The 25,927-nt window shown below is 66.8% G+C and carries 23 protein-coding genes; 16 read left to right on the top strand and 7 right to left on the bottom strand.

Annotation, left to right across the window (positions count from 1 at the left end):
• Positions 1–435: 435 nt before the first annotated feature.
• A complete protein-coding gene (locus AC2JAJ_RS20605; RefSeq protein WP_486414711.1) occupies positions 436–1,386 on the bottom strand; it encodes a hypothetical protein in 951 nt (316 codons plus the stop codon).
• Here AC2JAJ_RS20605 and AC2JAJ_RS20600 point away from each other — a divergent pair.
• The 11 genes from AC2JAJ_RS20600 to AC2JAJ_RS20550 all read left to right on the top strand — a co-directional run bounded on the left by AC2JAJ_RS20600 (position 1,375) and on the right by AC2JAJ_RS20550 (position 12,980).
• Positions 1,375–2,241: a tetratricopeptide repeat protein gene (locus tag AC2JAJ_RS20600; protein ID WP_486414712.1), complete on the top strand. Its 867-nt coding sequence runs from the start codon at positions 1,375–1,377 to the stop codon at positions 2,239–2,241. The two genes, AC2JAJ_RS20605 and AC2JAJ_RS20600, sit on opposite strands and share 12 nt — an antisense overlap.
• Before the next feature lie 6 nt (positions 2,242–2,247).
• On the top strand, positions 2,248–3,237 hold the full coding sequence (locus tag AC2JAJ_RS20595; protein ID WP_473692817.1) for an HAD-IIA family hydrolase: 990 nt from the start codon (positions 2,248–2,250) through the stop codon (positions 3,235–3,237).
• Positions 3,238–3,246: 9 nt separating this feature from the next.
• Positions 3,247–3,498, top strand: coding sequence for a hypothetical protein (locus tag AC2JAJ_RS20590; protein WP_486414713.1), 252 nt, complete (start codon positions 3,247–3,249; stop codon positions 3,496–3,498).
• Positions 3,498–4,313, top strand: a complete 816-nt coding sequence (locus AC2JAJ_RS20585) for a TlyA family RNA methyltransferase (RefSeq protein WP_486414714.1) — start codon at positions 3,498–3,500, stop codon at positions 4,311–4,313. Before AC2JAJ_RS20590 ends, AC2JAJ_RS20585 begins: the two co-directional genes overlap by 1 nt.
• 13 nt (positions 4,314–4,326) lie before the next feature.
• Complete coding sequence (locus AC2JAJ_RS20580; RefSeq protein ID WP_221387449.1) at positions 4,327–5,352, top strand: NAD kinase; 1,026 nt, start codon at positions 4,327–4,329, stop codon at positions 5,350–5,352.
• 4 nt (positions 5,353–5,356) lie between these two features.
• Complete coding sequence (gene recN / locus AC2JAJ_RS20575) at positions 5,357–7,096, top strand: DNA repair protein RecN (protein WP_501053280.1); 1,740 nt, start codon at positions 5,357–5,359, stop codon at positions 7,094–7,096.
• A 114-nt stretch (positions 7,097–7,210) separates the two neighbouring features.
• The gene (pyrG, locus tag AC2JAJ_RS20570; RefSeq protein ID WP_486414716.1) at positions 7,211–8,998 is read left to right on the top strand and encodes a CTP synthase; all 1,788 of its coding nucleotides are present in this window, start codon (positions 7,211–7,213) and stop codon (positions 8,996–8,998) included.
• Between the two features lie 25 nt (positions 8,999–9,023).
• Positions 9,024–9,683 carry an NUDIX domain-containing protein gene (locus AC2JAJ_RS20565; RefSeq protein WP_473692809.1) on the top strand — a complete coding sequence of 220 codons (660 nt, stop codon included), beginning with the start codon at positions 9,024–9,026 and terminating at the stop codon, positions 9,681–9,683.
• On the top strand, positions 9,683–10,720 hold the full coding sequence (gene xerD, locus AC2JAJ_RS20560) for a site-specific tyrosine recombinase XerD (RefSeq protein WP_221387453.1): 1,038 nt from the start codon (positions 9,683–9,685) through the stop codon (positions 10,718–10,720). Before AC2JAJ_RS20565 ends, xerD begins: the two co-directional genes overlap by 1 nt.
• Positions 10,721–10,742: 22 nt before the next feature.
• Positions 10,743–11,225, top strand: a complete 483-nt coding sequence (locus AC2JAJ_RS20555) for an 8-oxo-dGTP diphosphatase (protein WP_473692805.1) — start codon at positions 10,743–10,745, stop codon at positions 11,223–11,225.
• Between the two features lie 549 nt (positions 11,226–11,774).
• Positions 11,775–12,980 carry an IS30 family transposase gene (locus AC2JAJ_RS20550; protein WP_473697619.1) on the top strand — a complete coding sequence of 402 codons (1,206 nt, stop codon included), beginning with the start codon at positions 11,775–11,777 and terminating at the stop codon, positions 12,978–12,980.
• An 86-nt stretch (positions 12,981–13,066) separates the two neighbouring features.
• On the opposite strand, the gene AC2JAJ_RS20545 is transcribed toward AC2JAJ_RS20550, so the two are convergent.
• From AC2JAJ_RS20545 to AC2JAJ_RS20530, 4 genes are all read right to left on the bottom strand, one after another.
• A complete protein-coding gene (locus AC2JAJ_RS20545; RefSeq protein ID WP_221387455.1) occupies positions 13,067–14,206 on the bottom strand; it encodes a bifunctional 2-methylcitrate synthase/citrate synthase in 1,140 nt (379 codons plus the stop codon).
• 62 nt (positions 14,207–14,268) lie between these two features.
• Complete coding sequence (prpB, locus tag AC2JAJ_RS20540; protein ID WP_221387456.1) at positions 14,269–15,171, bottom strand: methylisocitrate lyase; 903 nt, start codon at positions 15,169–15,171, stop codon at positions 14,269–14,271.
• Positions 15,171–16,691, bottom strand: coding sequence for an MmgE/PrpD family protein (locus AC2JAJ_RS20535; RefSeq protein WP_486414717.1), 1,521 nt, complete (start codon positions 16,689–16,691; stop codon positions 15,171–15,173). The genes prpB and AC2JAJ_RS20535 overlap by 1 nt, the downstream gene beginning before the upstream one ends.
• Positions 16,684–17,343: a GntR family transcriptional regulator gene (locus AC2JAJ_RS20530; RefSeq protein WP_221387458.1), complete on the bottom strand. Its 660-nt coding sequence runs from the start codon at positions 17,341–17,343 to the stop codon at positions 16,684–16,686. Before AC2JAJ_RS20530 ends, AC2JAJ_RS20535 begins: the two co-directional genes overlap by 8 nt.
• A 172-nt stretch (positions 17,344–17,515) precedes the next feature.
• On the opposite strand from AC2JAJ_RS20530, the gene AC2JAJ_RS20525 reads away from it, so the two are divergent.
• Positions 17,516–19,420: a propionyl-CoA synthetase gene (locus AC2JAJ_RS20525; protein WP_486414718.1), complete on the top strand. Its 1,905-nt coding sequence runs from the start codon at positions 17,516–17,518 to the stop codon at positions 19,418–19,420.
• Positions 19,421–19,453: 33 nt separating this feature from the next.
• On the opposite strand, the gene AC2JAJ_RS20520 is transcribed toward AC2JAJ_RS20525, so the two are convergent.
• Both AC2JAJ_RS20520 and AC2JAJ_RS20515 read right to left on the bottom strand, forming a co-directional pair.
• Positions 19,454–20,167 carry a response regulator gene (locus AC2JAJ_RS20520; protein WP_486414719.1) on the bottom strand — a complete coding sequence of 238 codons (714 nt, stop codon included), beginning with the start codon at positions 20,165–20,167 and terminating at the stop codon, positions 19,454–19,456.
• Positions 20,164–21,798: a sensor histidine kinase gene (locus AC2JAJ_RS20515; protein WP_221387461.1), complete on the bottom strand. Its 1,635-nt coding sequence runs from the start codon at positions 21,796–21,798 to the stop codon at positions 20,164–20,166. Before AC2JAJ_RS20515 ends, AC2JAJ_RS20520 begins: the two co-directional genes overlap by 4 nt.
• Before the next feature lie 162 nt (positions 21,799–21,960).
• Between AC2JAJ_RS20515 and AC2JAJ_RS20510 the strand changes: the two genes are divergently transcribed.
• The 4 genes from AC2JAJ_RS20510 to scpB all read left to right on the top strand — a co-directional run bounded on the left by AC2JAJ_RS20510 (position 21,961) and on the right by scpB (position 25,918).
• A complete protein-coding gene (locus AC2JAJ_RS20510; RefSeq protein WP_221387462.1) occupies positions 21,961–23,307 on the top strand; it encodes a cation:dicarboxylate symporter family transporter in 1,347 nt (448 codons plus the stop codon).
• 232 nt (positions 23,308–23,539) lie between these two features.
• Positions 23,540–24,439 carry a ParA family protein gene (locus AC2JAJ_RS20505; RefSeq protein WP_221387463.1) on the top strand — a complete coding sequence of 300 codons (900 nt, stop codon included), beginning with the start codon at positions 23,540–23,542 and terminating at the stop codon, positions 24,437–24,439.
• Between the two features lie 7 nt (positions 24,440–24,446).
• Positions 24,447–25,262, top strand: coding sequence for a segregation and condensation protein A (locus tag AC2JAJ_RS20500; protein WP_473692791.1), 816 nt, complete (start codon positions 24,447–24,449; stop codon positions 25,260–25,262).
• A gap of 14 nt (positions 25,263–25,276) precedes the next feature.
• Complete coding sequence (gene scpB, locus AC2JAJ_RS20495) at positions 25,277–25,918, top strand: SMC-Scp complex subunit ScpB (protein WP_473697576.1); 642 nt, start codon at positions 25,277–25,279, stop codon at positions 25,916–25,918.
• Positions 25,919–25,927: the final 9 nt, after the last annotated feature.

Genomic DNA, 25,927 nt, shown 5'->3' with positions numbered 1-25,927 from the left:
AAAAACACCACCCACCAAAACGCCGAACACCACCGCCCCTTCCCGGCACCCCCGCTGGCAGACGGCCTGATAACGCGTCTGCCGGCGGACGCCCGGAAGTGACAGCGCGTCCGCGGGGAAGCGGCAGGATGTGATGGCCCGTTGGGGGAACCTGGCCCGGGGGACGTTTTGTGAAGATGGCCACGATGCCGTCGTCCGGGCCCGCGGTGTCCCGGCGGATTTTGCGGCTCCACTAGAATTGATGAAGATGTACGGGCTTCCCAGCGCTTGATGTGGGGTCGCGTAGCAAACGAAACGAGCGGCTGCCTTTACGCCAGTGGTCGGCTCACAACAGGAGGAATCCATATGGCCGAGCACAACGGCGGCAACCGCGGCAACGACCGTGGCGCCTTCCGGGGCAACAACAACTCCGGCGGGGACCCACGCGGTTTCCGTTCACGCGGGGACCGGGACGGCAACTACTCCTCCCGAGGCTCTGGCAGCGGTGGTGAGCGTAAGCCGTTCGGTGATCGTGATCGGAAGCCGTTTGGTGACCGTCCGCGCCGTGATGGCGAAGGTGAGCGTAAGCAGTTCGGCGACCGTGACCGCGCGCCCTATGGCGATCGCGACCGCAAGCCCTATGGTGACCGTCCGCGCCGTGATGGGGAGGGTGAGCGCCGCGGTTTTGGCGGTGGTGAGCGTAAGCAGTTCGGTGACCGCGACCGTGCGCCCTATGGTGACCGTGACCGCAAGCCGTTCGGTGACCGCGACCGTGCGCCCTATGGTGACCGTGACCGCAAGCCGTTCGGTGATCGCGACCGGAAGCCGTTTGGTGACCGTCCGCGCCGTGATGGCGAAGGTGACCGCCGCGGTTTTGGCGGTGGCGAGCGTAAGCAGTTCGGTGACCGTGACCGCGCGCCCTATGGTGACCGCGACCGGAAGCCGTTTGGTGACCGCGACCGGAAGCCGTTTGGTGACCGCGACAAAAAGCCCTTTGGTGATCGTCCGCGCCGCGAGGGGGATGAGCGCCGCAGTTTCGGTGATCGTGACCGCAAGCCGTTTGGCGACCGTCCCCGCCGTGAAGGGGAAGGTGAGCGCCGCGGTTTTGCCGGCGGGAACCGCAAGCCCTTCGGCGACCGCCAGGACCGTGGGCCCCGCAGTTTCGAGGGAGGCCCGTCCCGCGGTGGATCTCCCCGCGGCGAGTCCGGTCCGCGCAGCTTTGGCCGCGGCCAGGAGGAACGTCCGGCCCGTGTACCCAATGCTGCCGACCTTCGCAGCGCCAACCGCCCGGACCGCGAACGGTCGCCGGAAATCGACGAGGACGTCACAGGCAAGGAGCTTGACCGCGCCACCCAGCACCAGATCAAGACCCTCGAGGCCAAGAGCGCGGAGTGGGTGGCCCGCCACCTGGTGATGGCCGGACGGCTCATCGACGACGAACCCGAGCTCGCCTTCCAGCACGCGCTGGCTGCCAGCCGCCGTGGCGGCCGGCTTGCCGCCGTCCGCGAGGCCGTCGGACTGACTGCCTACGCGGCTGGCCACTACGGCGAAGCGCTCCGTGAGTTCCGTACCTTCCGCCGTATCAGCGGTTCCAACGTGCACCTCCCTGTCATGGCGGACTGCGAGCGTGGCCTCGGACGGCCCGACCGTGCACTCGATGTTGCCCGCTCGGAAGAGGCCCAGGACCTCGATGCACCCGGCAAGGTGGAGCTTGCCATGGTGGCCGCAGGGGCCCGCACGGACCTCGGCCAGCTGGACGCCTCCGTGGCGGAACTCGAAATCCCCCAGTTGGACATCAACCGTGCGTTCTCATACAGCCCGCGCCTGTTCCGTGCCTACGCAGACGCGCTCAAGGCCGCAGGCCGTGAAGCCGAGGCTGAGAAGTGGAGCCGGCAGGCAGTGGTAGCCGAGAACGCCCTGGGACAGGGTGTGGACGAGGAACCTGAAATCATCGACCTTGGCTGGGACGAGGAAGAAGAGGCCCGCGAAGAGGCCGAACGCCGCGGGATGCTGGAGCGCGCGTCCAAGGCCTCCGCGGCAGGGGCTCCCGAAGCACCTGCCGCCGAAGCGCCTGCCGCCGAAGCAACCCGCGCCACCGAAGCGAAGGCTGCCCAGGACAGCAACCTCGATGACCAGGACGCCGACTACTTCGTCTCCGATGATGCAGAATCGGACGAGGACTCGATGGAAGACGACGAGCTTGAATCCCAGCTGGATGAAGAGTCCACTACGGGCAACGGCCAGGACACCAGGGAAGACTGACAACGGATGAGTGAAGTTTCCCTGGTATCGCGCTTCGACGCGCTCCTCGCGGACCTGGACGGCGTGGTTTACGCTGGCCCGCACGCCATCCCCGGAGCAATTGAGTCGCTCACGCAGCTTTCCGGGCTGGGCATCGGGCTGGGTTATGTAACGAACAACGCCTCCCGGTCGCCGGCAGAAGTTGCTGCCCATCTCCGCGAGCTGGGCGCGCCGGCAGAGGACAACCAGGTGGTGAGCTCCTCGCAGGCAGCGGCGGACCTGCTGGCCTCGCTGTTGGCTCCCGGCTCCAGGATCCTCATCACCGGCAGCCCGGCTCTTGCCCGGGAAATCGAGTTGGTGGGCCTGGTGCCGGTGGGCAGCCAGGACGAGCAGCCCGTGGCCGTGGTCCAGGGGTTCAACCCGGCCATCGGCTGGAAGGACCTTGCCGAAGCCACCTACGTGGTCAACGCCGGTGCGCTTTGGGTAGCCACCAACACGGACATGTCCATCCCGCAGGCACGCGGGATCGCCCCGGGCAACGGCACCCTTGTGGCCGCCGTGGCTGCGGCCACCGGCCAGCAGCCCAGGGTGGCAGGCAAGCCTGAGGCCCCGCTCTTCCACTCAGCCGCCAAGCGTCTCGGCGCCGAGCGGCCCTTGGTGGTTGGCGACCGCCTGGACACTGACATCCTGGGCGGCAACAACGCCGGCTTTGCCACCGTCGCCGTCCTGACCGGCGTCGACACGCGCGAGACCATCCTGGCGGCCCGGGCTGCAGAACGTCCGGACTACATCATCGGCTCGCTGACCGACCTGCACCGCCCCTACCCGGACGTGACGCACGACGACGGCACGTACACCTGCGGCAACGCGACGGCACGGGTGGCCAACGGAGCTGTGGGCGTCATTGGCAGCAAGGACGACTTGGATTCCTGGCGGGCGGCCTGCGCTGCGTGGTGGGCAGCCACCCCCGGCGCCGCAACGGCAAAAGCGCCCAAACTGGCCTGGCTGGATCACTAGACTGGTCGGATGACTGAGCTGAGCCCCGACGACGGACCTGCGGCTTTCCAGCCTTCCCCGGACTGGCCTGCCAGCCAAAAGGAAGTGGCGGACCCCCTGGTGCAGCGCGCGCTGGACCACCTGGAGACACTGCCGCAGGCCCCGGCGTCGGAGCACGAAGCGGTGTACAACATGCTCCACGACGAACTGCTGGCAGCCCTCAACGAGGACCCCGTCGGCAGCGGTCCCGAAGCAGATCACCCCACGGGCGGTGCAGGCTGATGGCAGTGCGCCTCGACCAGGCACTGGTTGCCCGCGGGCTGGCGCGGTCACGCACGCACGCGGCCTCGCTGATCGCCGACGGCAAGGTCAGCTCCGGCGGCCAGGTCCTCGCCAAGGCGTCCCTTCAGGTTGATGACTCGAGGGATCTCGCCGTGGAACATGATGACCGGGACACCTACGCCAGCCGTGCAGGGCACAAGCTGGCCGGTGCCCTCGACGCGTTCCCCGAGGTCTCGGCCCACGGCAAAAGGTGCCTCGACGCAGGTGCCTCCACCGGCGGTTTCACCGACGTCCTCCTGCGCCGCGGCGCGGCACACGTGGTGGCGGTCGACGTCGGGCACGGCCAGCTGGTGCCGCACCTGCGCGAGGATGCCCGCGTGGAGGTCCATGAGGGCATGAATGTCCGGTACATGGGTCCGGAGGACATCGGCGGCCCGGCCGCCCTGACCGTCGCCGACCTGTCCTTCATCTCCCTCACCCTGGTGGTGCAGCCGCTGGCGCACTGCACCGAACCCGGCGGCGACCTGGTCCTGATGGTCAAGCCCCAGTTCGAAATCGGCAAGGACCGCCTGGGCCGCACCGGCGTGGTCACCTCGGAACGGGAACGCCGGATGGCCGTGGAGAAAGTCGCCGCGGCAGCGCTCGACGCCGGGCTGGACCTGTGCGGGCTGGCGGTGAGTCCGCTGCCGGGCCAGGACGGAAACGTCGAATACTTCCTGTGGATAAGACGCAGGATCAGCAAAGACTTGCCTAAGATCGAAGAGCGGGAGGCAGCAGTGGCTGCCTTGCTCGGACAAATCTGGCCGAAACACTAGAGAGCGGAACCTGATGAGCAGGCGTGTACTGGTCCTCGCCCACACCGGCCGCGAGGAGTCCTTGAAGGCCGCCTGGGAAGCCTGCGCCCTGCTGCATGGATCAGGAATGGTCCCTGTGATGCAGGAATCCGAGCTGGCGGACATGGAACGGTTCTTCGGGCACCTCGCCCAGCCGGTGGAGGTGCTGCACGACCATGTCCAGCTTCCCGACGTCGAACTCGTCATGGTCCTCGGCGGTGACGGCACCATTCTCCGGGCCGCAGAGCTGGTCCGCGAGGTGGACGTCCCGCTGCTGGGCGTCAATCTCGGCCACGTCGGATTCCTTGCCGAAAGCGAGCGGGCCGACCTCGCCCAGACTGTCGAATGGGTGGCGAGCCGCGAGTACACGGTGGAAGAACGCATGACCATCGACGTCCAGGTATGGGTCCGCGGCCAGAAAATCTGGCACACCTGGGCACTGAACGAGGCCGCCATCGAGAAGGCCAACCGGGAGCGGATGCTCGAAGTGGTCACCGAAGTGGACGAACGCCCACTGACCTCCTTCGGCTCTGACGGCATCGTGCTGGCCACCCCCACAGGGTCAACCGCCTACGCCTTCTCCGCCGGCGGCCCCGTGGTGTGGCCCGAGGTGGAAGCCCTGGTGATCGTGCCGATCAGCGCCCACGCGCTCTTTGCCAAACCGCTGGTCGTCTCACCCCGCTCAAAGCTGGCCGTGGAGGTCCTGGGCCGGACCGATGCCCAGGGGGTGCTCTGGTGCGACGGCAGGCGCTCCGTGGACCTGCCGCCCGGCGCGCGCGTCGAAGTCACTAAATCGGCCAACCCCGTGCGCCTCGCGAGGACCCACCAGACCCCGTTCTCCGCCCGCCTGGTCCGCAAGTTCCAGCTCCCCATCCATGGCTGGCGCGGGCCGGTGCCCAAGTCCGATGCCATCCACACCGGTCCCATCCCCATCGTGCGGACACCCCGGCCCATGCCCCCGCTGCAGGTTCCGCAGCCGGGAAACCCCGATCCAGATCCCGATCCCTCGACTGCAAAGTGAAGTCATGCTTGAAGAACTGAGAATCCGCGATCTTGGCGTCATTACCGACGCGACGCTCCCGCTGGGGCCGGGCCTGAGCGTGGTGACCGGTGAAACCGGTGCCGGCAAGACCATGGTGGTTACCGCCGTCGGCCTTCTGCTCGGTGCCCGCTCTGACGCCGGCGCGGTGCGGAGCGGCGCGAAGAGTGCCACCGCGGAGGCCGTGCTCAAGCTCGACGCCGGACATCCCGCCGTCACCCGTGCCCTGGACGCCGGCGCCGAGGCAGAGGAGTTCGACGGCGGCGCGGAGCTGATCCTCGCCCGGCGCCTGGGCGCCGACGGCCGGAGCCGTGCCTTCCTGGGCGGGCGCGCCGCCCCCGTGGGCGTCCTCGCCGAGATCGGCGAATCCCTGGTGGTGGTCCACGGCCAGTCGGACCAGATCCGGCTCAAGGGGGCGGCCGCCCAGCGCGGGGCCCTGGACAAGTTCGCCGGCGAAACCCTGGCCGGCCCGCTGGCCGCCTACCAGGACCTCTTCAGCCACTGGAAGTCCAGCCAGGCGGAACTGGACACCCTGCGCAGCGCGGCACGGGACAGGCTCCGCGAAGCCGAATCCCTCGAAGCAGCCCTCGCCGAGATCGACGCCGTGGACCCGCAGCCGGGGGAGGACGAGCTGCTGAAGGCCGAAGCCGTGAAGCTCGCCAACGTCGAGGAACTGAGGATCGCCGCCAGTACCGCGCACCAGGCGCTGATCGCGGAGGACTTCGGCGAAGCGGGCGACGCCACCACCATGGTGGACACCGCGAAGCGCACCCTGGAGCATGTGGCCGAACACGATGCCGAGCTTGGTTCCGCCGCCGCGCGGCTGGCAGAAGTCGGCTTCCTGCTCAATGACATCGCCACCGAGCTGGCGAGCTACCAGGCGGGGCTGGACACCGAAGGCCCGGAACGCCTGGCCGAAATCGAGGACCGCCGGGCGGCCCTGGCCAAACTGGTACGCAAGTACGCTCCCACCATCGACGAAGTGCTGGTGTGGGCGGAAACCGCCCGGGTCCGCTACGACGAACTGCAGGACGATTCCTCGCGGATCGAGGCGCTGGACGCCGAGGTGGAGCGCGCCGCGGCCGAACTGACCAAGCAGGCGGCCGCCATCAGTAAGATCCGGGCCAAGGCAGCGAAGGACCTGTCCGCCCGCGTGAGTGCCGAACTGAAGGCCCTGGCGATGTCGGACGCCACGCTGGTCATCAACATCGAGCCGGCCGGCCAGCTGGGACCGCACGGTGCCGACGAGATCTCCTTCCTGCTGCAGCCGCACTCCGGCGCGCCGGCCCGGCCCCTGGGCAAGGGCGCGTCCGGCGGTGAACTCTCCCGCGTCATGCTCGCCATCGAGGTGGTGCTGGCAGCCGTGGATCCCGTCCCCACCTTCGTCTTCGATGAGGTGGACGCGGGCGTTGGCGGCCGCGCCGCCGTCGAGATCGGCCGCCGCCTGGCCATGCTGGCCCGCCACGTCCAGGTCCTGGTGGTCACGCACCTGCCGCAGGTGGCTGCCTTTGCGGACCAGCACATCACCGTCACCAAGACATCCGTCCGGGGAGCCGACGGCGGCACCGCCACCGGGTTTACGTCCAGTGATGTTCGCCTCCTGGACGGGGCGGAACGCGTCCGCGAACTGGCCCGCATGCTGGCCGGGCAGGAGGACTCGGAGTCGGCGCAGGCGCACGCCCAGGAACTGCTGGATGACGCGAAACTCCTGCCACAGCGGGCCTGAAGGGCGAAAGCCGGAAGGCCCAAGGCGGGGATACCCCTTGAATAAACAGGCCGTGGACCAGCAGACTGGAACGCTTGGGAACCCGTCCCTCCCGATCCGTGGAAGGCTCAATTGATGATAGGCTCGAATTCCGTGGTGCAGCGATCAAATTCCCGTGTAAATTCCCGGTTCCCGGGCTCCTCCAAGACGACCAAGCACATCTTCGTCACCGGCGGTGTGGCGTCCTCGCTCGGAAAGGGGCTGACGGCTTCCAGCCTCGGCCACCTGCTGCGGGCACGCGGCCTGTCCGTAACCATGCAGAAGCTCGATCCCTACCTGAACGTGGATCCGGGCACGATGAACCCCTTCCAGCACGGCGAGGTCTTCGTCACCGACGACGGCGCCGAGACGGACCTGGACATCGGGCACTACGAGCGCTTCCTCGACGAGAACCTCGAGGGCTCCGCGAACGTGACCACCGGCCAGGTGTACTCCACGGTCATCGCCAAGGAACGCCGCGGCGAGTACCTGGGCGACACCGTGCAGGTCATCCCGCACATCACCGACGAGATCAAGCGCCGCATGCGCCTCCCTGCCGAGGGCAAGAACGCCCCGGATGTCATCATCACCGAAATCGGCGGCACCGTGGGCGACATCGAGTCCCAGCCGTTCCTCGAATCCGCGCGCCAGGTCCGCCAGGACATCGGCCGGAACAACGTCTTCTTCCTGCACGTCTCGCTCGTTCCGTACATCGGCCCGTCCCAGGAACTGAAGACCAAGCCCACGCAGCACTCCGTGGCTGCGCTGCGCTCCATCGGCATCCAGCCCGAGGCGATCGTGATCCGCTCGGACCGCGAGGTGCCCGATGCCATGCGCGAGAAGATCGGCCGCATGTGCGACGTTGACATCGACGCCGTCGTTAACGCCGCGGACGCCCCGAGCATTTACGACATCCCCAAGACGCTGCACAGCCAGGGCCTGGACTCCTACATCGTCCGTGCACTCGACCTGCCCTTCAAGGATGTCGACTGGACCAGCTGGGACCGGCTTCTGGAAGCGGTCCACAACCCCAAGCACCACGTCGAGATTGCCCTGGTGGGCAAGTACATCGACCTGCCGGACGCCTACCTTTCGGTCACCGAAGCGCTGCGCGCCGGCGGCTTCGCCAACGAGGCAAAGGTCAAGATCCGCTGGGTCCCGTCCGATGAATGCGAGACCTGGGAAGGTGCCATCAAGGCGCTCGACGGCGTGGACGCCATCTGCGTGCCGGGCGGCTTCGGCATCCGCGGGCTTGAAGGCAAGCTGGGCGCCCTGAAATTCGCCCGCGAAACCAAGCTGCCCGTCCTGGGACTCTGCCTTGGCCTGCAGTGCATGGTGATCGAATACGCCCGCAACGTGGTGGGCCTGGAGGGCGCCTCCTCCAGCGAGTTCGAGCCCGACTCCAAGTACCCCGTGATCGCCACCATGGAGGAGCAGCTGGAGTTCGTTGAAGGCCGCGGGGACCTGGGCGGCACCATGCGCCTGGGCCTCTACGAAGCCAAGCTCGATGAGGGCTCCGTCATCGCCGGTACCTACGGCAAGACCACCGTCAGCGAACGCCACCGGCACCGCTACGAGGTCAACAACAAGTACCGCCAGCAGATCGCGGACAAGGGCCTGGTCTTCTCCGGCACCTCCCCGGACGGCAAGCTGGTGGAGTTCGTGGAGCTGCCTGCCGACGTCCACCCGTACTACGTTGCCACCCAGGCCCACCCCGAGCTGAGCTCCCGGCCCACGCGTCCGCACCCGCTGTTCGCGGGCCTGGTCAAGGCGGCGCTGGACCACCAGGAGGCCGCTCAGCGGGCCGCAGCCCAGGGCGTTGCCGACACGGCAGTGCCCGCGGCTGGCGAGCCTGCAGCATCGGGTAGCGTTGCCGCTAAGTAGTCAATAGAACAAAAAGGACGGCGCGATGCCTGGTACACACGAAGCCACCCCTGCCAAACAGGTTTCGGATGCACCAAGCCCGCGCCGTCTTTTGTCTACCGAGAAGGTGTACCAGGGCCGGATCTGGGACGTGGTGAGCGATACGTTCCAGCTCTCCGACTCGGGCGACGCCCTGACCCGGGACTACATCGACCATCCCGGGGCGGTGGCAGTGCTGCCCATGAACGACGAGGACCAGATCCTCCTCCTGAAGCAGTACCGGCATCCGGTGGGCATGGACCTTTGGGAGGTCCCGGCAGGCCTGCTCGACGTCGAAGGCGAAGATTTCGTGGTGGGGGCTGCCCGAGAGCTGGCTGAGGAAGCAGACCTTGCGGCAGGTACGTGGAACGTGCTGGCCGACGTCTTCAACTCCCCGGGCTCCTCCAGCGAAGCCATCCGGATCTACCTTGCCCGCGACCTTACCGAAGTACCGCACCACGAACGGCACGAACGTACGGACGAAGAAGCCGAAATCGAGTTCCACTGGATCAGCCTGGACGACGCCGTGGCCTCGGTCCTGGCCGGCCGCCTGCACAACCCGTCCGCCGTCGTCGGAATCCTCGCCGCCGCCGCCGCCCGCGCGGGCAACTATGAAGGCCTCCGCCCCGCGGACGCTCCCTGGCCCGCACACCCCAGCCAGCGCTGATGGTCAGTGCTTCGGTGAGCGCCGGTCCCTCGGCTGAAGCGGTACCTGCGGTCGAACCTGTTCCGAACGCGGTAGCTGCCGGAGCCGCCCCGCCGGACATTCCTGCCGCCATCGACCGCGGCATCACGGACTACCTGCAGCACATGGGTGTGGAACGCGGATTGGCAGCCAACACCCTGGCGGCCTACCGGCGGGACCTGGCACGCTATGCACGCTACCTGGCCCGGGCCGGGTGCCAGCGTCCGGAGGATGTCACCCGCCACCACGTCACCGGGTACGTACGGGCCCTTGCGGATGGATCCGACGGCGGCTCGGCGCTCGGGGTGCGGTCGGCAGCAAGGACGGTGGTGGCGGTCCGCGGGCTGCACAAGTTCTGGGCGCTGGAAGCGTACACGCCGGCCGATCCGGCAAGCGACGTGCATCCCCCGATGGCCGGCAAGCGGCTGCCGAAGGCCATCACCGTCGACGAGGTCACCCGGATCCTCGAGGCCGCGGGAACGGATACTGCCACGGGGCTGCGGGACCGCGCCCTGCTCGAATTCCTTTACTCCACCGGTGCCAGGATCAGCGAGGCCGTGGGGCTGGACGTTGACGACATCTCCCTGGCAGAGCCGGACGCCGGGCCCGCCATTGTCCGGCTGTTCGGCAAAGGATCCAAGGAACGGCTGGTGCCGCTGGGCTCCTACGGCGCACGTGCGCTGGACGCCTACCTCGTGCGCGGCCGGCCCCTGCTCGCCGCCAAGGGCAAGGGGACGCCGGCCCTGTTCCTCAACGCCCGGGGCGGCAGGATCAGCCGGCAGAGTGCCTGGACCATCCTGAAGGCGGCCGCGGAGAAGGCCAACATCACCCGGGATGTTTCACCCCACACGCTTCGGCATTCGTTCGCCACGCACCTGCTCGAAGGCGGGGCGGACGTCCGGGTGGTACAGGAACTGCTGGGCCATGCGTCCGTGACCACCACCCAGGTGTACACGCTGGTCACTGCAGACACCCTCCGCGAGATCTATGCCGCGGCGCATCCCCGGGCGCTGGGCTGACCGGCCGGTTGGGGGTTCTGGAATGAGCGCCGCTGCAGTGACCCTGTGCTTCCTTCTGCGGGAGGGGGAGAACGGGGCCGAAGTGCTGCTGGGACTGAAGCAGACCGGTTTCGGCAAAGGCAAGATCGTGGGCATCGGCGGCCATGTGGAACCGGGGGAGAGCGACGCCGAGGCCGTCATCCGGGAAGTGCTGGAAGAGACCGCGGTGGTGCTCCGCCAGGAGGACCTGGCCGACGCCGGCACCGTTCGCTTCGTTTTTCCCGCCAGGCCGGAATGGAACATGGCCACCCGGCTCTTCACGGCCCGGACGTGGGATGGCGAACCAACGGCAAGCGATGAGATCCTGCCCGAATGGTTCAGCGTCAGTTCACTGCCGGTGGACCGGATGTGGCAGGACGCCGACCATTGGCTTCCCGTGGTGCTTGAAGGGGGCAGGGTCAACGTCGTGGTCACGATGCACACGGACAACGAATCCGTGGCATCCTCGGAAAGCCTCCTGGACTGAGCAAAGCCTCCTGGACTAACCCATGCCTCCTGGGGGCTGGGCAAGCCTCCCGGGCTGACGGTTAAAAGGCCGACGGCGGCCGGGCACCAACTTGAGTTCTAGCGGTCGTTGCAACACCCATAGATTTTGGGAGTTGCAACGACCGTGCCGCATTTAAGCGAAATTTCAGCGGAGTCCCGGAAGTACGCGAGATCGACTGTTCAGCAGAGGGAAGAGTTCTTCCGGGTTTTTGACCGACTCGGAAGTGCGACATTGGCCGCGGCAGAACTGGGTTTGAACCGGAACAGCTGCTATCAGTGGCTCCGCAAGGCTGGCCTCACTTCCGGGAACACCGCATCAACCCGGGCGGCAGCCAGAGCCAAGTACACGCCCGAACAGAAACGGGAGTTCTTGTCCGTTCTCGAGCGGGAAGGGAGCGTGACTGTTGCCGCAGCTGAAATCAGCCTGAATGTAAACACCGCGTTCCGCTGGGCACGCGAGGCGGGCATTTCCAGCCGACCGGTGAGTCATCGCAGGCGGGTGGAGTACCTGCGCTTACGGGACCAAGGACTGAGCCGGCGCGATGCGGTCAAGGTGCTGGGCGTTCCCCGCAGCAGTGCACGGGAGTGGGAGCTTGGGGTGAGGAAATCGGGCGGTCGACGCATTTATCCAGCTGGACAGAGAGTGCACTACAACCATGTCGTGGATTCTTCGACACTTCCTGCCGTCCCCGACAATAGGCAGCAGACCCGGCCTGTATCGATCTCGGTGCTTGAACGGCCCCTTGACCCGAGGTTTCTGTCGCTGCAAGAACGCGAAACCATCCGGGACCTGAACGCCGCTGGGGCTTCGGTACGTTCAATCGCGGCAGTGTTGCAGCGATCGCCGTCGACCGTTAGCCGGGAAATCACCCGTAACGGCCACCCGGGCGTTGGCTACCAGCCGTATGCGGCGCAACGTCAAGCTGCCTCACGCCGCGCCCGGCCCAAGATCGCGAAACTCGCTGGTGAATCGGACCTGAGCAACTACGTGAAAGAGAAACTGCTCATACGCTGGTCTCCGGAGCAGATCAGCCACACCCTGGTCGACGAGTTCCCCGACAAACCGGAGATGCGCGTGAGCCCAGAGACGATCTATCAAGCCCTCTACATCCAGGCCCGGGGCGGCCTCAAACGCGAGGTCGCAACTGCCCTGCGGACGGGCCGGGCCCGCCGCAAACCCCACAAGGATCCACAACAACGCCAGTCACGGTTCGTGGATCCGATGGTCATGATTTCCGAACGCCCGCCCCAGATCGAAGACAGGGCCGTTCCCGGGCACTGGGAAGGCGATCTCATCACCGGGGCGAACAACCAGTCCGCGATCGCCACGCTCGTGGAACGCACCACCCGCTACGTGATGCTCGTCCACCTTCCCGGGGACCACACCGCGGAAACCGTCCGCGACGGACTTATCAACACCATGTCCACCCTTCCGGGGCACCTGCGCGGCTCCCTGACCTGGGACCAAGGCGCGGAAATGGCAGCCCACAAATCCTTCAGCCTCGCCACCGACATGGACGTCTACTTCTGCGACCCGGCCAGCCCCTGGCAGCGCGGCTCGAACGAAAACACCAACGGGCTACTGCGCCAATACTTCCCCAAAGGAACCGACCTGTCCGTCTACGGCCCCGAAGACCTCGAACACGTCGCCCAGGAACTCAACGGCCGCCCACGCAAAACGCTCGACTGGAAAACTCCAGCCGAGCGTCTGCGTGATTTACTACTAACCACCTAACCAGCAGGTGTTGCAACGACCCCTAGAATCCGCCCAAAGTGCCGGACCGCCGTCGTACGTCCCCGGGTTGATTCGCGGCAGGGACGTTAAGCCAGGTGGCGCTCCTCGTGCCCGTTGTATTCGCTCAGGGGCCTGATCAGCGAGTTGGAGTCCAGCTGCTCCATGATGTGCGCGGTCCAGCCGGTGATGCGGCTGGCCACGAACAGGGGAGTGAAGGTCTGCGTGTCGAAGCCCATCAGGTGGTACGTCGGCCCGGCGGGATAGTCGAGGTTCGGCTTGATCGCCTTCGCCTCATCCATGGCCGTCTCCAGCCCTTGGTAGAGGCCCAGGATTTCCGGCCGGCCGTAGTGCGCGATCATCTTGTCCAGGGCGGCCTTCATGGTGGGCACGCGGGAGTCGCCGTGCTTGTAGACGCGGTGGCCGAAGCCCATGACCTTCTTCTTCTGCGCCAGGGCGTTTTCCATCCAGGCCTTCGCCCGGGCCGCGGCCTCTTCGAGGGACTCCTCCTGCCGGATGCCGATCTCGTCGAAGGTGTGCATGACGGCCTCGTTGGCGCCGCCGTGCAGCGGGCCTTTAAGTGCTCCGATCGCTCCGGTGACTGCGGAGTGCAGGTCCGAGAGAGTGGACGTGATGACCCGGGCCGTGAAGGTGGAGGCGTTGAAGGAGTGCTCGGCGTACAGGATCATGGAGACGTTGAAGGCCTCCACCACCTCCGGCACCTGCTCCTCGCCGAAGGTCATCCACAGGAAGTTTGCCGAGTAGCCCAGGTCATCCCGGGGTTCCACGACGTCCTGCCCGTGGCGGCGGCGCTGGTCATAGGAAACGACGGCAGGCATCGCCGCGAACAGGTCCACGGCCTTCGCCATGTTCGCTTCCCGCGAGGAGTCCTCGGCCAACGGGTGCCGCGCCCCCATCACGGAAGCCGCGGTCCGGCACACGTCCATCGGGTGCGACGTTGTGGGCAGGGCGTCGATGACCTGTTTGACCACCGGGTCCAGGGCACGCCCGGCACGTTCCCGCGCGGTGAATTCGGCCAGCTGCTCCTGGGTGGGCAGTTCGCCGTTCCAGAGCAGGTACGCCACTTCCTCGAAACTGCACCGGGCGGCCAATTCCTGGACAGGGTAGCCACGGTAGAGCAGCGAGTTCGTGTCCGGGTTGACCTTGGAAACCGCGGTGTAGTCCACCACGACGCCGGCAAGGCCCTTTTTGATCTCATTTTCAGCCACGCTGAAACTCCTTTGTTCCTCAAGCCAGTTGTCCGGCAGCTGCCGGCATTCCGGTGGTTGGTTTAGGTGCCGGGGATCTGGAAATTGAAGACCCCGGTGTCAAAGCGGTTGTAGGCCTCATAGTCAACGAGGTCGTAGAGCCGGGCACGGGTCAGCATGCTTGGAACCTGTGCCTCCTGGGTGCCGTCGGATTTGATCGATTCCAGAGTACGCTCAGCGGCGCCCATGGCACTACGGAGCAGGGTGACCGGGTAGATGACCATGTTGACGCCGACGCCCGCCAGCTCGTCCACGGTGAACAGCGCGCTCTTGCCGAACTCGGTCATATTGGCCAGGACCGGCACGTCGACGGCGTCGCGGATCGCCTTGAACTCGCTGAGGTCCTTCATGGCTTCAGGGAAGATCGCGTCCGCGCCGGCTTCGACGAGGGCCTTTGCACGCTGCTGGGCCGCCTCGAGCCCGTCGGTGGCACGGATGTCGGTCCGGGCCATGATCAGGAAGTTGGGGTCCCTCCGGGCGTCGGCGGCGGCGCGGATCCGCTTGGTGGCGGTGTCCAGGTCCACCACGTTCTTCCCGTCCAGGTGGCCGCAGCGCTTGGGGTTGAACTGGTCCTCGATGTGGCAGCCGGCCAGGCCGGCGTTTTCAAGCTCCTGGACGGTGCGGGCCACGTTCATCGGCTCGCCGAAGCCGGTGTCGGCGTCGACGATGGCGGGCAGGTCCGTCATGCGCGCGATCTGCCCGGCGCGGGTGGCGACCTCGGTGAGCGTGGTCAGGCCGATGTCCGGCAGGCCGAGGTCGTTGGCGAGGACGGCGCCGGAAATGTACACCCCGGCGAAGCCCTTTTCCTCGATCAGCCGGGCAGAGAGCGGGTTGAACGCGCCCGGGAACTGCTGGATGGTCCCGGAGGACAACAGTTCCCGGAACCGGATCCGCTTCTGCTCCGGCGTGGTCTTCGAGTACAGCATCAGAAGAGTCCCTTCGGTGCCGCCGCCAGGTCGATGACACCCGGGGCCGCGGTGATGTTCAGCTGGTCCAGCTCCCCGGCGGCGAGCTGTGGGAGGCGTTCGACGGCGGCGAGGAACCGTTCGATTTCCGCCTCCTCAACGAGGCCCGCGGCGAGGGTGCGGAACTTGTTCACATACTGCTCGCGGGCGAAGGGACGGGCGCCGAGCGGGTGGGCGTCGGCGACGGCGATCTGGTCGGTGATGACGGTGCCGTCCTTGAGCGTGATCTCGACGGAGCCGCCGAAGGCCTTCTCGGCGATATCGAGCGAGTGGTAGCGCCGCGTCCACTCGGGGTCTTCCACCGTGCTCACCTTGTGCCACAGCTCCACGGTGTCCGGGCGGGCAGCGCGTTGCGGGGCGTAGGAGTCCACGTGGTGCCAGGCACCGTCCTGCAGGGCGACGGTGAAGATGTAGGGGATGGAGTGGTCCAGCGTTTCCCGGGACGCGGTGGGGCTGTACTTCTGGGGATCGTTGGCGCCGGAGCCGATCACGTAGTGCGTGTGGTGGCTGGTCCTGATCAGCACGGATTCGACGTTGGCCAGGTCCGTGACCTCCGGGTGCTCGCGGTGCAGCTTGCGGGCCAGGTCGATCCAGGCCTGCGCCTGGTACTCGGCGGAGTGCTCCTTGGTGTAGGTGTCCAGGATGGCCCGTTTGGCTTCCCCGGGCGTCGGCAGCGGGACCATGTAGGACGCGTCCGGGCCGTCCAGCATCCAGGCGATGACGCCGTCCTCGCCCTCATAGATCGGCACCGGCGAGGTCTGGCCGCGCATGGCCCGGTCGGCGGATTCGACGGCCATCTTGCCGGCGAAGGCCGGGGCATGAGCCTTCCAGGTGGAGATCTCGCCCTTGCGGGACTGCCGGGTGGCCGTGGTGGTGTGCAGTGCCTGCCCCACGGACTGGAAGATGGTTTCGACGTCCAGGCCCAGCAGGGTGCCGATGCCGGCGGCCGCGGAGGGGCCCAGGTGTGCCACGTGGTCGATCTTGTGCTTGTGCAGGCAGATTGCCTTGACCAGGTTCACCTGGATCTCGTAGCCGGTGGCGATACCGCGGACCAGGTCCCTGCCGCTGGAGCCCACGTGCTGGGCGACCGCGAGGATCGGCGGGATGTTGTCCCCAGGGTGGGAGTAGTCGGCCGCGAGGAAGGTGTCGTGGTAATCGAGTTCCCGGACCGCCACGCCGTTGGCCCAGGCCGCCCATTCCGGTGCCACGCGCTCCTCGATGCCGAACACCTTGGAGCCCTTACCGCCGGTGCTGGGGCCGTGGGTAAGCGCCTGTGCCCGGGCCGCGACGATCGGTGCGCGGTTCAGGGACGCGATGGCCACCGAAGCATTGTCGATCACGCGGTTGATCACCATGTCGGTGACCTCATTGGACACCTCCACGGGGTCGGCGGCGACCTGGGCGATCTTGTAGGCAAGCTGGTCCTCGCGGGCCAGGTTTTCCTCGCTCTTGTAGACGCGGACGTGGTGTTCCTTAACCATGGTGCTCCTTCTGGTGCGGTACGTGGGTTGCTTTGACGTGGGAAAGGCTGCGGTGCAGGTGGATGGTGGTCGCGGCCTCGGCGAGCTTCGGGTTGCCGGCCGCGATCGCCTCGGCGATGGCAGCGTGCTCGGCGGCCGCGGCGGTCAGGCGGCCGGCGTCGTCGGCTGCCAGCCGGCGGACCCTGACCAGGTGCACGCGCAGGCTGCGCATGGCCTGGGCCAGGTAGGAGTTGGAGATGGCGGCGTCGATGGCCGTATCCAGCCGGCCCACCAGTTCGTAATAGTCATGCAGGGCCGGGTTCGGCCCCCGGACCAGCTCCGGAGCCTCGAGCAGCTCGCGCTGCAGCTGCTCGAACGTCGCGCGGTCACCCCGTTCGGCAGCAAGCGCTGCGGCCTTGCCTTCCAGGGTTCCGCGCAGTTCGAACAGTTCGTCGATGTCCTCAAGGGAAATATCGGTGACGACGACGCCGCGGCCTCCCGCCGCCGCCGTCAGGCCTTCCGCCGTGAGCCGGCTCAGCGCCTCCCGGAGCGGAGTGCGCGAGACACCCAGGCGTGCGGACTGTTCCACCTCGGCCAGGACGGTCCCCGGCGCCAGGCGCCACTCGATGATGTCGTCCCGCAGGGCAACGTAGGCTCTGTCGCTGGCCCGCATCACTGGCTCCTTCCTCATTGACTCCATCAGTGTATACACACAGGAGCGAAAAGCCAGAGTTTTCGCGCCTTCTTCCATCACCAAGCGCATCTATGTATACAAAAGCCTTGTGCGGCGTGGATCCCTGGCGCTACCATGAGCTGCATCACAACGCCGTGGATGGGATAACTTGATGGTCACCAGCAGCTACCGGGACACCTACCAGCGCAGTGTGGAGCAGCCGGAGGAGTTCTGGCTCGAGGCCGCCGGACAGATCGACTGGAGCACACCGCCGGTGAAGGCGCTGGACGCCAGCCGGGCCCCGCTGTTCCGCTGGTTTCCCGGCGGCGTGCTGAATACCTGCCACAACGCCCTCGACCGGCACGTGGCGGAAGGCCGTGGCCAGCAGGACGCCTTGATCTACGACTCTGCCATGCTGGGCGTCCAGCAACGCTTCAGCTACGCCGAGCTCACCGACCTCGCCGCCCGCTTCGCCGGGGTGCTGCGCAGCAACGGTGTGGGTAAGGGCGACCGTGTGGTGATCTACATGCCCATGATTCCCGAGGCCGCCATCGCCATGCTGGCGACCGCCCGGCTGGGAGCGGTCCATTCGGTCGTGTTCGGAGGTTTCGCGCCAAAGGAGCTCGCTGCCCGGATCCGGGACGCGGGTCCGGCGGTGGTAGTCACCGCGTCCGGCGGCATCGAACCCAGCCGCCGGATCGAGTACCTGCCATCCGTCGCTGAAGCCCTCGAACTGGCCGGTGTGCCGGAGACCCCGGTTCTGGTCAAGGCACGCGAGGGTTTTGCGGCCACGACAGCCGACTACCCGGGCTGGCTGGACTGGGATATCCAGATGGGCCGGGCGGAGCCTGTGGCTCCGGTCGACGTCGAGGCCACCGACCCGCTCTACATCCTTTACACCTCCGGAACCACCGGTTCACCCAAGGGCGTGGTGCGGGACAATGGGGGACACGCCGTCGCCCTCCGTTGGACGCTGGAGAATATTTACGACGTCGGCCCCGGCGACGTGATGTGGACGGCCTCCGACGTCGGCTGGGTGGTGGGGCACTCGTACATCGTCTACGGTCCACTGCTTGCGGGCGCCACCACCGTGCTGTACGAGGGCAAGCCGGTGGGGACACCGGACGCCGGTGCGTTCTGGCGCGTCATCCAGGACCACCGGGTCAACGTGCTGTTCACGGCCCCGACGGCGCTGCGGGCCATCCGCAAGGCGGATCCGGAAGCGGAACTGCTGGAAGGGTACGACGTCAGCAGCCTTCGTACGCTTTTCGCCGCAGGCGAGCGGCTGGACAGCGATACCTTCCAGTGGGCCTCCCGGATCCTGGGCGTGCCCGTCGTGGACCATTGGTGGCAGACCGAAACCGGCTGGGCGATCTGTGCCAATCCGCGCGGCCTGGAGCAGCTGCCGATCAAGGCGGGGTCGCCGAGTGTTCCGATGCCCGGCTTCAAGCTCCAGATCCTTGACGGCGCGGGGGAGGAAGTCGAACCCGGGACGGAGGGCAACATCGTCCTGGGGCTCCCGTTGCCGCCGGGAACACTGGCCACCCTGTGGCGGAACGACGAGCGCTATGTTTCGTCCTACCTGCAGGCTTTCGATGGCTGCTACGCCACGGGAGATTCCGGTTACCGCGACGGGGACGGCTACGTGTTCGTCATGGGCCGCACCGATGACATCATCAACGTCGCCGGCCACCGGCTCTCCACCGGCGCCATGGAACAGGTCATCGGCCAGCACCCTGCGGTGGCGGAATGCGCCGTCATCGGCCTCGCGGACCCGCTCAAGGGCCAGCGCCCCAGTGGCTACGTGGTGCTTAAGTCAGGGGTGGACGTTCCGGAGGATGTCCTGGCCAAGGACCTGGTGGCCCTGGTTCGGCGCGACATCGGTGCCGTGGCGGACTTCAAGCACGTGACGGTGGTGGATGCCCTGCCCAAGACCCGCTCCGGGAAGATCCTGCGAAAGACCATGCGCCAGATAGCTGACGGCGAGGAGTACACGGTGCCCTCCACCATCGAAGACCCGGGGGTCATCGACCAGCTGATCGGCACCCTTCGGGTGGGCAGGGAACAAACCGGCTGAGGGCGCCGCCGGCGCGTTGGGACACCCAGTTCCTCAGCGGCCGCTCCAACGGTATTCGTTCTCGGGCCGGCCGGGGGTGCCGTAACGCGCCGTCCTGGATACCGTCCCGGCGTCGGCGAGGTACTCAAGGTAGCGCCGTGCCGTGACGCGGGACATCCCCAGGGCGTCCATGACTTCGGTGGCCGATACGGCTTCCGGCTGACGGCGGAGGAAATCCCGGACGGAACCCAGGGTGGACGTTGACAGCCCCTTGGGCAGGGGCAGCTCGGACGGCGCCCGAAGGCTTGCGAACGCCTGGTCCACCTCGCTCTGCGAGGCGCCGCCCTTGCCGGCGCCTCCCCCCGAACCGGCCAGCTGCCGGCGGAACTGCCGGTAGCTCTCCAGCTTGTCCGAGAAGGTAGCGAAGGTGAACGGCTTGATCAGGTACTGGACCACGCCGATCGCCACCGCGCTGCGGACAATGGCCAGTTCGCGGACGGCCGTGATGGCGATGATGTCGGCCAGGATCCCCGCGGAACGCATCCGCCGGGCGATGTCCAGGCCGTGGAGGTCGGGAAGGTTCATGTCCAGCAGGACCAGGTCCACCGGTTGGCCGGCGGCCACGAATTCGTTCAGCAACCGCAGCGCTGACTGCCCGTCCGGTGCCGTTCCGGCGAGCTCGAACCCTTCCAGCCGCTCCACATAGGCTGCATGGGCTGCCGAGGCGATGGCCTCGTCCTCGACGACGAGGACCCTGATGTTGCTCACTGTCTCTGCTCCTTTGCCGGGGGCGCCGCTGCCGGCAGGAAGACTTCGAACTTGGCGCCGCGCTGCCCGTTGATGGCCAGCGTACCGCCCAGCCGGCTGACAGCCTGCCGGACCAGGGCGAGGCCGATGCCCCGGCCGCCCATACCTGCGGGCTTCGTGCTGTAGCCGTGCCGGAACATTTGGTCCACAGCCGCGGCGTCGATTGCCGGGCCGGAGTCGTTGACAGCGATGTCCAGCCCCTCTTCGTCGGATTCGACGGTCAGGTCCACCCGCCGCGGCGGTGCCCCATCGGCGGCAGCGTCGATGGCGTTGTCCAGCAGGTTGCCCAGGATGGTCACCAGGTCCTGCACGGCAACACCGGGAGCCGCGCCCGAACCCAGGGTGGACACCTCCAGCTGTACGCCGCGCTCGTGCGCCTCGGCCACCTTGCCCATGACCAGCGCACCCAGCACGGGTTCGTCGATGGAGCTCACCATGTCATCGGTCAGCCGCTGGCTCAGGGCCAGGTCCTGGGTGGCGAAGTCCAGGGCTTCCGCCGTCCGGCCGAGTTCCAGGAGCGAAACCATGGTGTGCAGCCGGTTGGCGTGTTCATGGGTCTGTGCCCGCAGCGCGTCGGAAAGGGTCCGCATGGTCTGCAGCTCGTTGCCGAGTGCCTCAATTTCCGTCCTGTCACGCAGCGTTGCCACGGTTCCGTAGACAGGGATTTTCCCGCGTGCGCCAGGGGACTTCGGACCCCTGGCTGGCCCTTGGTTCACCACCAGGACCCGGGAGCCGGTCAGGACTATCTCATCCTTGGTGCTTCGTCCCGAATCGAACAGGCTGCGCAGTTCGCTGTCCAGGGGAAGGTCTGCCAGCGATGGAGGCCGCGTGGGATCGTTGCTGCCGGTTTCGGGCAAGCCCAGCAGCTCGGCGGCCTGGTCGTTGTACATCACCACGCGCTTCCTGGCATCGATCAGGATCAGGCCCTCGCGGACCGAGTGCAGGACGGATTCGTAGTAGGCGAACAGCTGCGCCAACTGTTCCGGCCCCCAGCCCCGGGTGACTCCGCTCAGGTACCGGCCCAGCAGCCAGGACGCCAGGGATCCGCCAACCAGCAGCGCGACGCCGAGGGCAAGCAGGGCGGGCAGTCGTCCGGCGAGGGCGACGTCGACATTTCGGACGGTAACACCCGCAGCCACCAGCGCCTTCACCGTTCCCGCGGAATCCTTGACGGGGACGATGGTCCGCACTGAAGGGCCGAGCGTGCCGGCCGTGACTTCCGTGAAGGACCGTCCCTGCAGGGCGGCGTCGATGGAGCCGATGTACGGCCGGCCAAGCTCCTCGTCCTTGGGATGCGTCCAGCGGGTCCGGTCCGGAGCCATGATGGTGATGAAGTCAACATGCGCGGCAGCTGTCACGTCCCTGGCATAGGGCTGCAGGAGGGCGGACGGATCCTGTGTCGCTGCCGCCTGGAGCACCAGGGGATTGGCGGCGATGGACGCTGCCACCCCTTCCATGCGGCGGCCTTCCTCATCGTAGGTGCGGTCCTTCGCATCCACGTAGGCGGCGGTACCCACGATGGCGATGAAGGAAATGACGATCAGCAGGTTTGCCAGGAAGAGCCGGCGCGCGATACTCCAGCGGTGGATCATGCGTACCTCCAGCCTCTTCCCGGCCTGTGCGCCGCGACCAATATGAACGCAACGGTGAGCTGGATCACGGGGTGCCCAATGATGGATATCACATCGCAAGGACGTGTTGAGCCCAGAGACTGCGCCGCAGCGTCTATCAGAATATCCACAAGGAGACACATCATGGCTTCTCAACGAGGAGAGTCGCCCGAGACCGCGACGCCGCGGCGCAAGGGACTGGACAAGTCGCATTACCTCTACATTGCCGTTATCGCCGCCGTCATCCTCGGCGCAGTGGTGGGCCTGCTCTTCCCCGAGGTGGGCAAGTCCCTGAAGCCCCTCGGAGACGGCTTCATCAAGCTCATCAAGATGATGATCGCGCCGGTCATCTTCTGCACCATCGTCCTGGGCATCGGCTCCATCGCCAAGGCCGCCACCGTCGGCAAGGTGGGTGGACTGGCGCTGGGCTACTTCATCATCATGTCCACCTTCGCGCTGGCCATCGGCCTGGTGGTGGGCAACCTGATCCACCCCGGTGAAGGACTGAAGCTGACACCCTACGACCCCAACAAGAAGGCAGCCACGGACAGCACCGTCGACTTCCTGCTGGGCATCATCCCGGGTGACGTCCCCGTACTGCCCACCCTGCTTGCCGCCATCCTGGTCGGCTTCGCGCTCCAGAAGATGGGCGCCCAGGGCGCGCCGATCCTGAAGGCCATCGGCCACGGCCAGGCGCTGGTGTTCCGCATCCTCATCATGATCATGTGGCTCGCTCCGGTGGGCGCCTTTGGCGCCATCGCCGCTGTCGTCGGGGCAACCGGCGTCCAGGCGATCGTGAGCATGTTCACCCTGATGATTGCCTTCTACATCACCTGCGCCCTGTTCATCGTGGTCATCCTCGGCGGCCTCCTGCAGGTGGTGGCAGGCGTGAACATCTTCAAGCTGATGAAGTACCTGGCCCGCGAGTACCTCCTGATCTTCTCCACCTCGTCCTCCGAGGCCGCCCTGCCGCGCCTCATCGCCAAGATGGAACACCTTGGTGTCTCCAAGCCCGTCGTCGGCGTCACCGTTCCCACCGGCTACTCGTTCAACCTGGACGGCACGGCCATCTACCTGACCATGGCCTCCCTCTTCGTGGCCAACGCCATGGGAACCCCGCTGGACCTTGGTGCCCAGATCTCCCTGCTGGTCTTCATGATCATCGCCTCCAAGGGCGCCGCCGGTGTCACCGGCGCCGGCCTGGCCACCCTCGCGGCAGGCCTGCAGGCCCACAAGCCGGAGCTGCTGGGCGGCGTGGGCATGATCGTCGGCATCGACCGCTTCATGTCCGAGGCCCGCGCCCTGACCAACTTCACCGGCAACGCCGTTGCCACGGTCCTGATCGGCACCTGGGTCAAGGAAATCGACGGCGGCCAGGTGGGGCGCGTACTGTCCGGCCAGGAGCCGTTCGACGAAGCCACCATGCTGGCCCACCACCACGGCGAGATGGCACCGAAGGAAGAAGGCGCCCGCGAGGCAGCCAAGGCCTAGCCTTCGGCAGTACCATCGCGCAAAAACCGCCCCCGCAGCCGGCCTGCGGGGGCGGTTTTCTGCATGGCAAGGGACAACCTTCGACCTCAACTAGAGGGTCAAGGCTCAACATCCGCGGAAAGTCAAGTTCCCTCGAATACCGTGTCGGGCGCTGTAACCTTGGGAGCAAGAACGAACGGCGCTGGCGAGCCAGCGGCAGGAAATCACCGTCATCGAAAGTGTGGACAGATACGTGAGCAGCGAACAGGGTTCGGCAACTCTGGAAGGCACGGAATTCGACCTGGATAACGCGGTGATGGGCCCCACGGGACGGCCACTGCGCGAGTTCCCCGAACCCGCGCCGCTGTCCTCCCATGGCCCGGCCCGCGTCATCGCCATGGTCAACCAGAAGGGCGGGGTCGGCAAGACCACGTCCACCATCAACCTTGCCGCGGCGCTCGCCGAGTATGGCCGCCGCGTCCTCCTGGTGGATTTCGATCCCCAGGGTGCGCTGTCGGCAGGCCTGGGCGTGAACCCGCACGAACTGGACCTCACCGTGTACAACGTCCTGATGGACCGCAAAGTGGACATCCGGGAAGCGATCCACCAGACCGGCGTGGAGAACGTCCACCTGCTGCCGGCCAACATCGACCTCTCCGCCGCGGAAGTGCAGCTGGTCAACGAGGTGGCCCGGGAGCAGGTCCTGGACCGTGCCCTCAAGAAAGTCGAGGACGACTACGACGTCGTCCTGATCGACTGCCAGCCCTCCCTGGGCCTGCTGACGGTCAACGCCCTCACGGCCGCCCATGGCGTCATCATCCCGTTGATCTGCGAGTTCTTCGCCCTCCGCGCCGTGGCACTGCTGGTGGAGACCATCGACAAAGTCCAGGACCGGCTCAACCCGCGGCTGCAGGTCGACGGCGTGCTGGCCACCATGTATGACGCGCGGACGCTGCACAGCCGGGAGGTCATCACCCGCCTGGTTGAGGCCTTCGGCGAGAAGGTATTCGAGACAGTCATCAAGCGCTCCATCAAGTTCGCCGATGCCACCGTCGCCGCGGAGCCCATCACCAGCTATGCCGGCAACCACGTGGGCGCGGACGCCTACCGCCGCCTGGCCAAGGAGCTGATTTCCCGCGGCGGCGCACCCTAGCCACGCCGTGGCCGATCCCAAACCCGGCTTCGAGGTGCGGCTGGCCAACTTCACGGGCCCGTTCGACCTTCTCCTCGGACTGATCGCCAAGCACCAGCTGGACATCACGGAAGTGGCCATTGCCACCGTGACGGATGAATTCATCAAATACATCCGCAAGCTGCAGGATCTCGGCGAGGAATGGGCACTGGACGAGGCAAGCGAGTTCCTCGTGATCGCAGCCACGCTGCTCGACCTCAAGGCGGCCCGGCTCCTTCCGGCCGGTGAAGTGGAGGACGATGAGGACATCGCCCTGCTGGAGGCCCGGGACCTCCTCTTCGCCCGCCTGCTCCAATACAAGGCCTTCAAGCAGGTGGCCGCCCTCCTCGGCGAAACCCTGCAGCAGGAAGGCCGGCGTTTCCCGCGGCAGGTGGGGCTGGAGGAGCATTTCGCCGCGATGCTGCCCGAGCTGGTCTGGAAACACACGCCGGACCAGTTCGCCGCCCTCGCCGAAGCCGCACTTCGGCCCAAGGCGCCGGCAGAACCTCCACAGGTTGCCCTCGGCCACCTGCACGGCAGCAACGTCAGCGTCAAGGAGCAGGCAGAGATACTGGGGCTGCGGCTTCGACGGGAGTCGCCGCTTTCCTTCCGGTCGCTGATCGCCGACGCCAGTTCCACCCTGGTAGTGGTGGCGAGGTTCCTGGCCCTGCTGGAGCTGTTCCGCGACCGGGTGGTGTCCTTTGACCAGCTCTCGCCGCTGGCAGAGCTGGCCATCCATTGGACCGCCGGGGACCGGGACTGGTCCGCAGAAAACGTGAGCGAAGAGTACGAGGAGCAACCGTGAATCCGGAACCGGAAATGGAAGCAGAGAATGATCCGGACTTCCTGCGGCGTCCCGGCGGCGCCAAGGCCGCGATCGAAGCAGTCCTGATGGTCCTGGACGAACCTGCCACGGAGGAGGAACTGGCCGCGGGGGTGGGGCTGACCGTGGGGGAGGTGCGGTCGCTGCTGGCAGAACTCCAGCGTGAGTACAGCGGCTATACTGTTAATGCCCCGGATATGGAAGACGACAGCCCAGCTGGCTTCGGTTCCAGCCCCCGGGGTTTTGAATTGCGGAACATCGCCGGTGGCTGGCGGATCTACTCACGCGCAGAGTTTGCCGACGTCGTTGGCAAGTACGTGCTCGAGGGGCAGACCGCCAGGCTCACCCAGGCGGCATTGGAAACGCTGGCAGTTATTGCATACCGCCAGCCCGTTTCCCGGGCCAGGGTGTCTGCAATTCGCGGAGTCAATGTCGATTCTGTCGTACGGACACTGGCCCAGCGCGGGCTGATCGAGGACGCGGGACCGGATCCCGAGTCTGGCGCGCTCCTGTACCGGACCACCTCGTACTTCCTCGAGCGGATGGGGATTGGTTCGGTGGAGGACCTGCCTCAATTGTCGCCGCATTTGCCGGGGCTCGAGGGGATCCCGGAGTTCTACGACGCCGACACCATGTAGGCAGGAAGT

It is taken from the genome of Arthrobacter sp. MOO21, assembly GCF_057369995.2.
The sequence above is the reverse complement of the archived record's forward strand: the minus strand, read 5'-3'. Positions and strand labels throughout refer to the sequence as shown.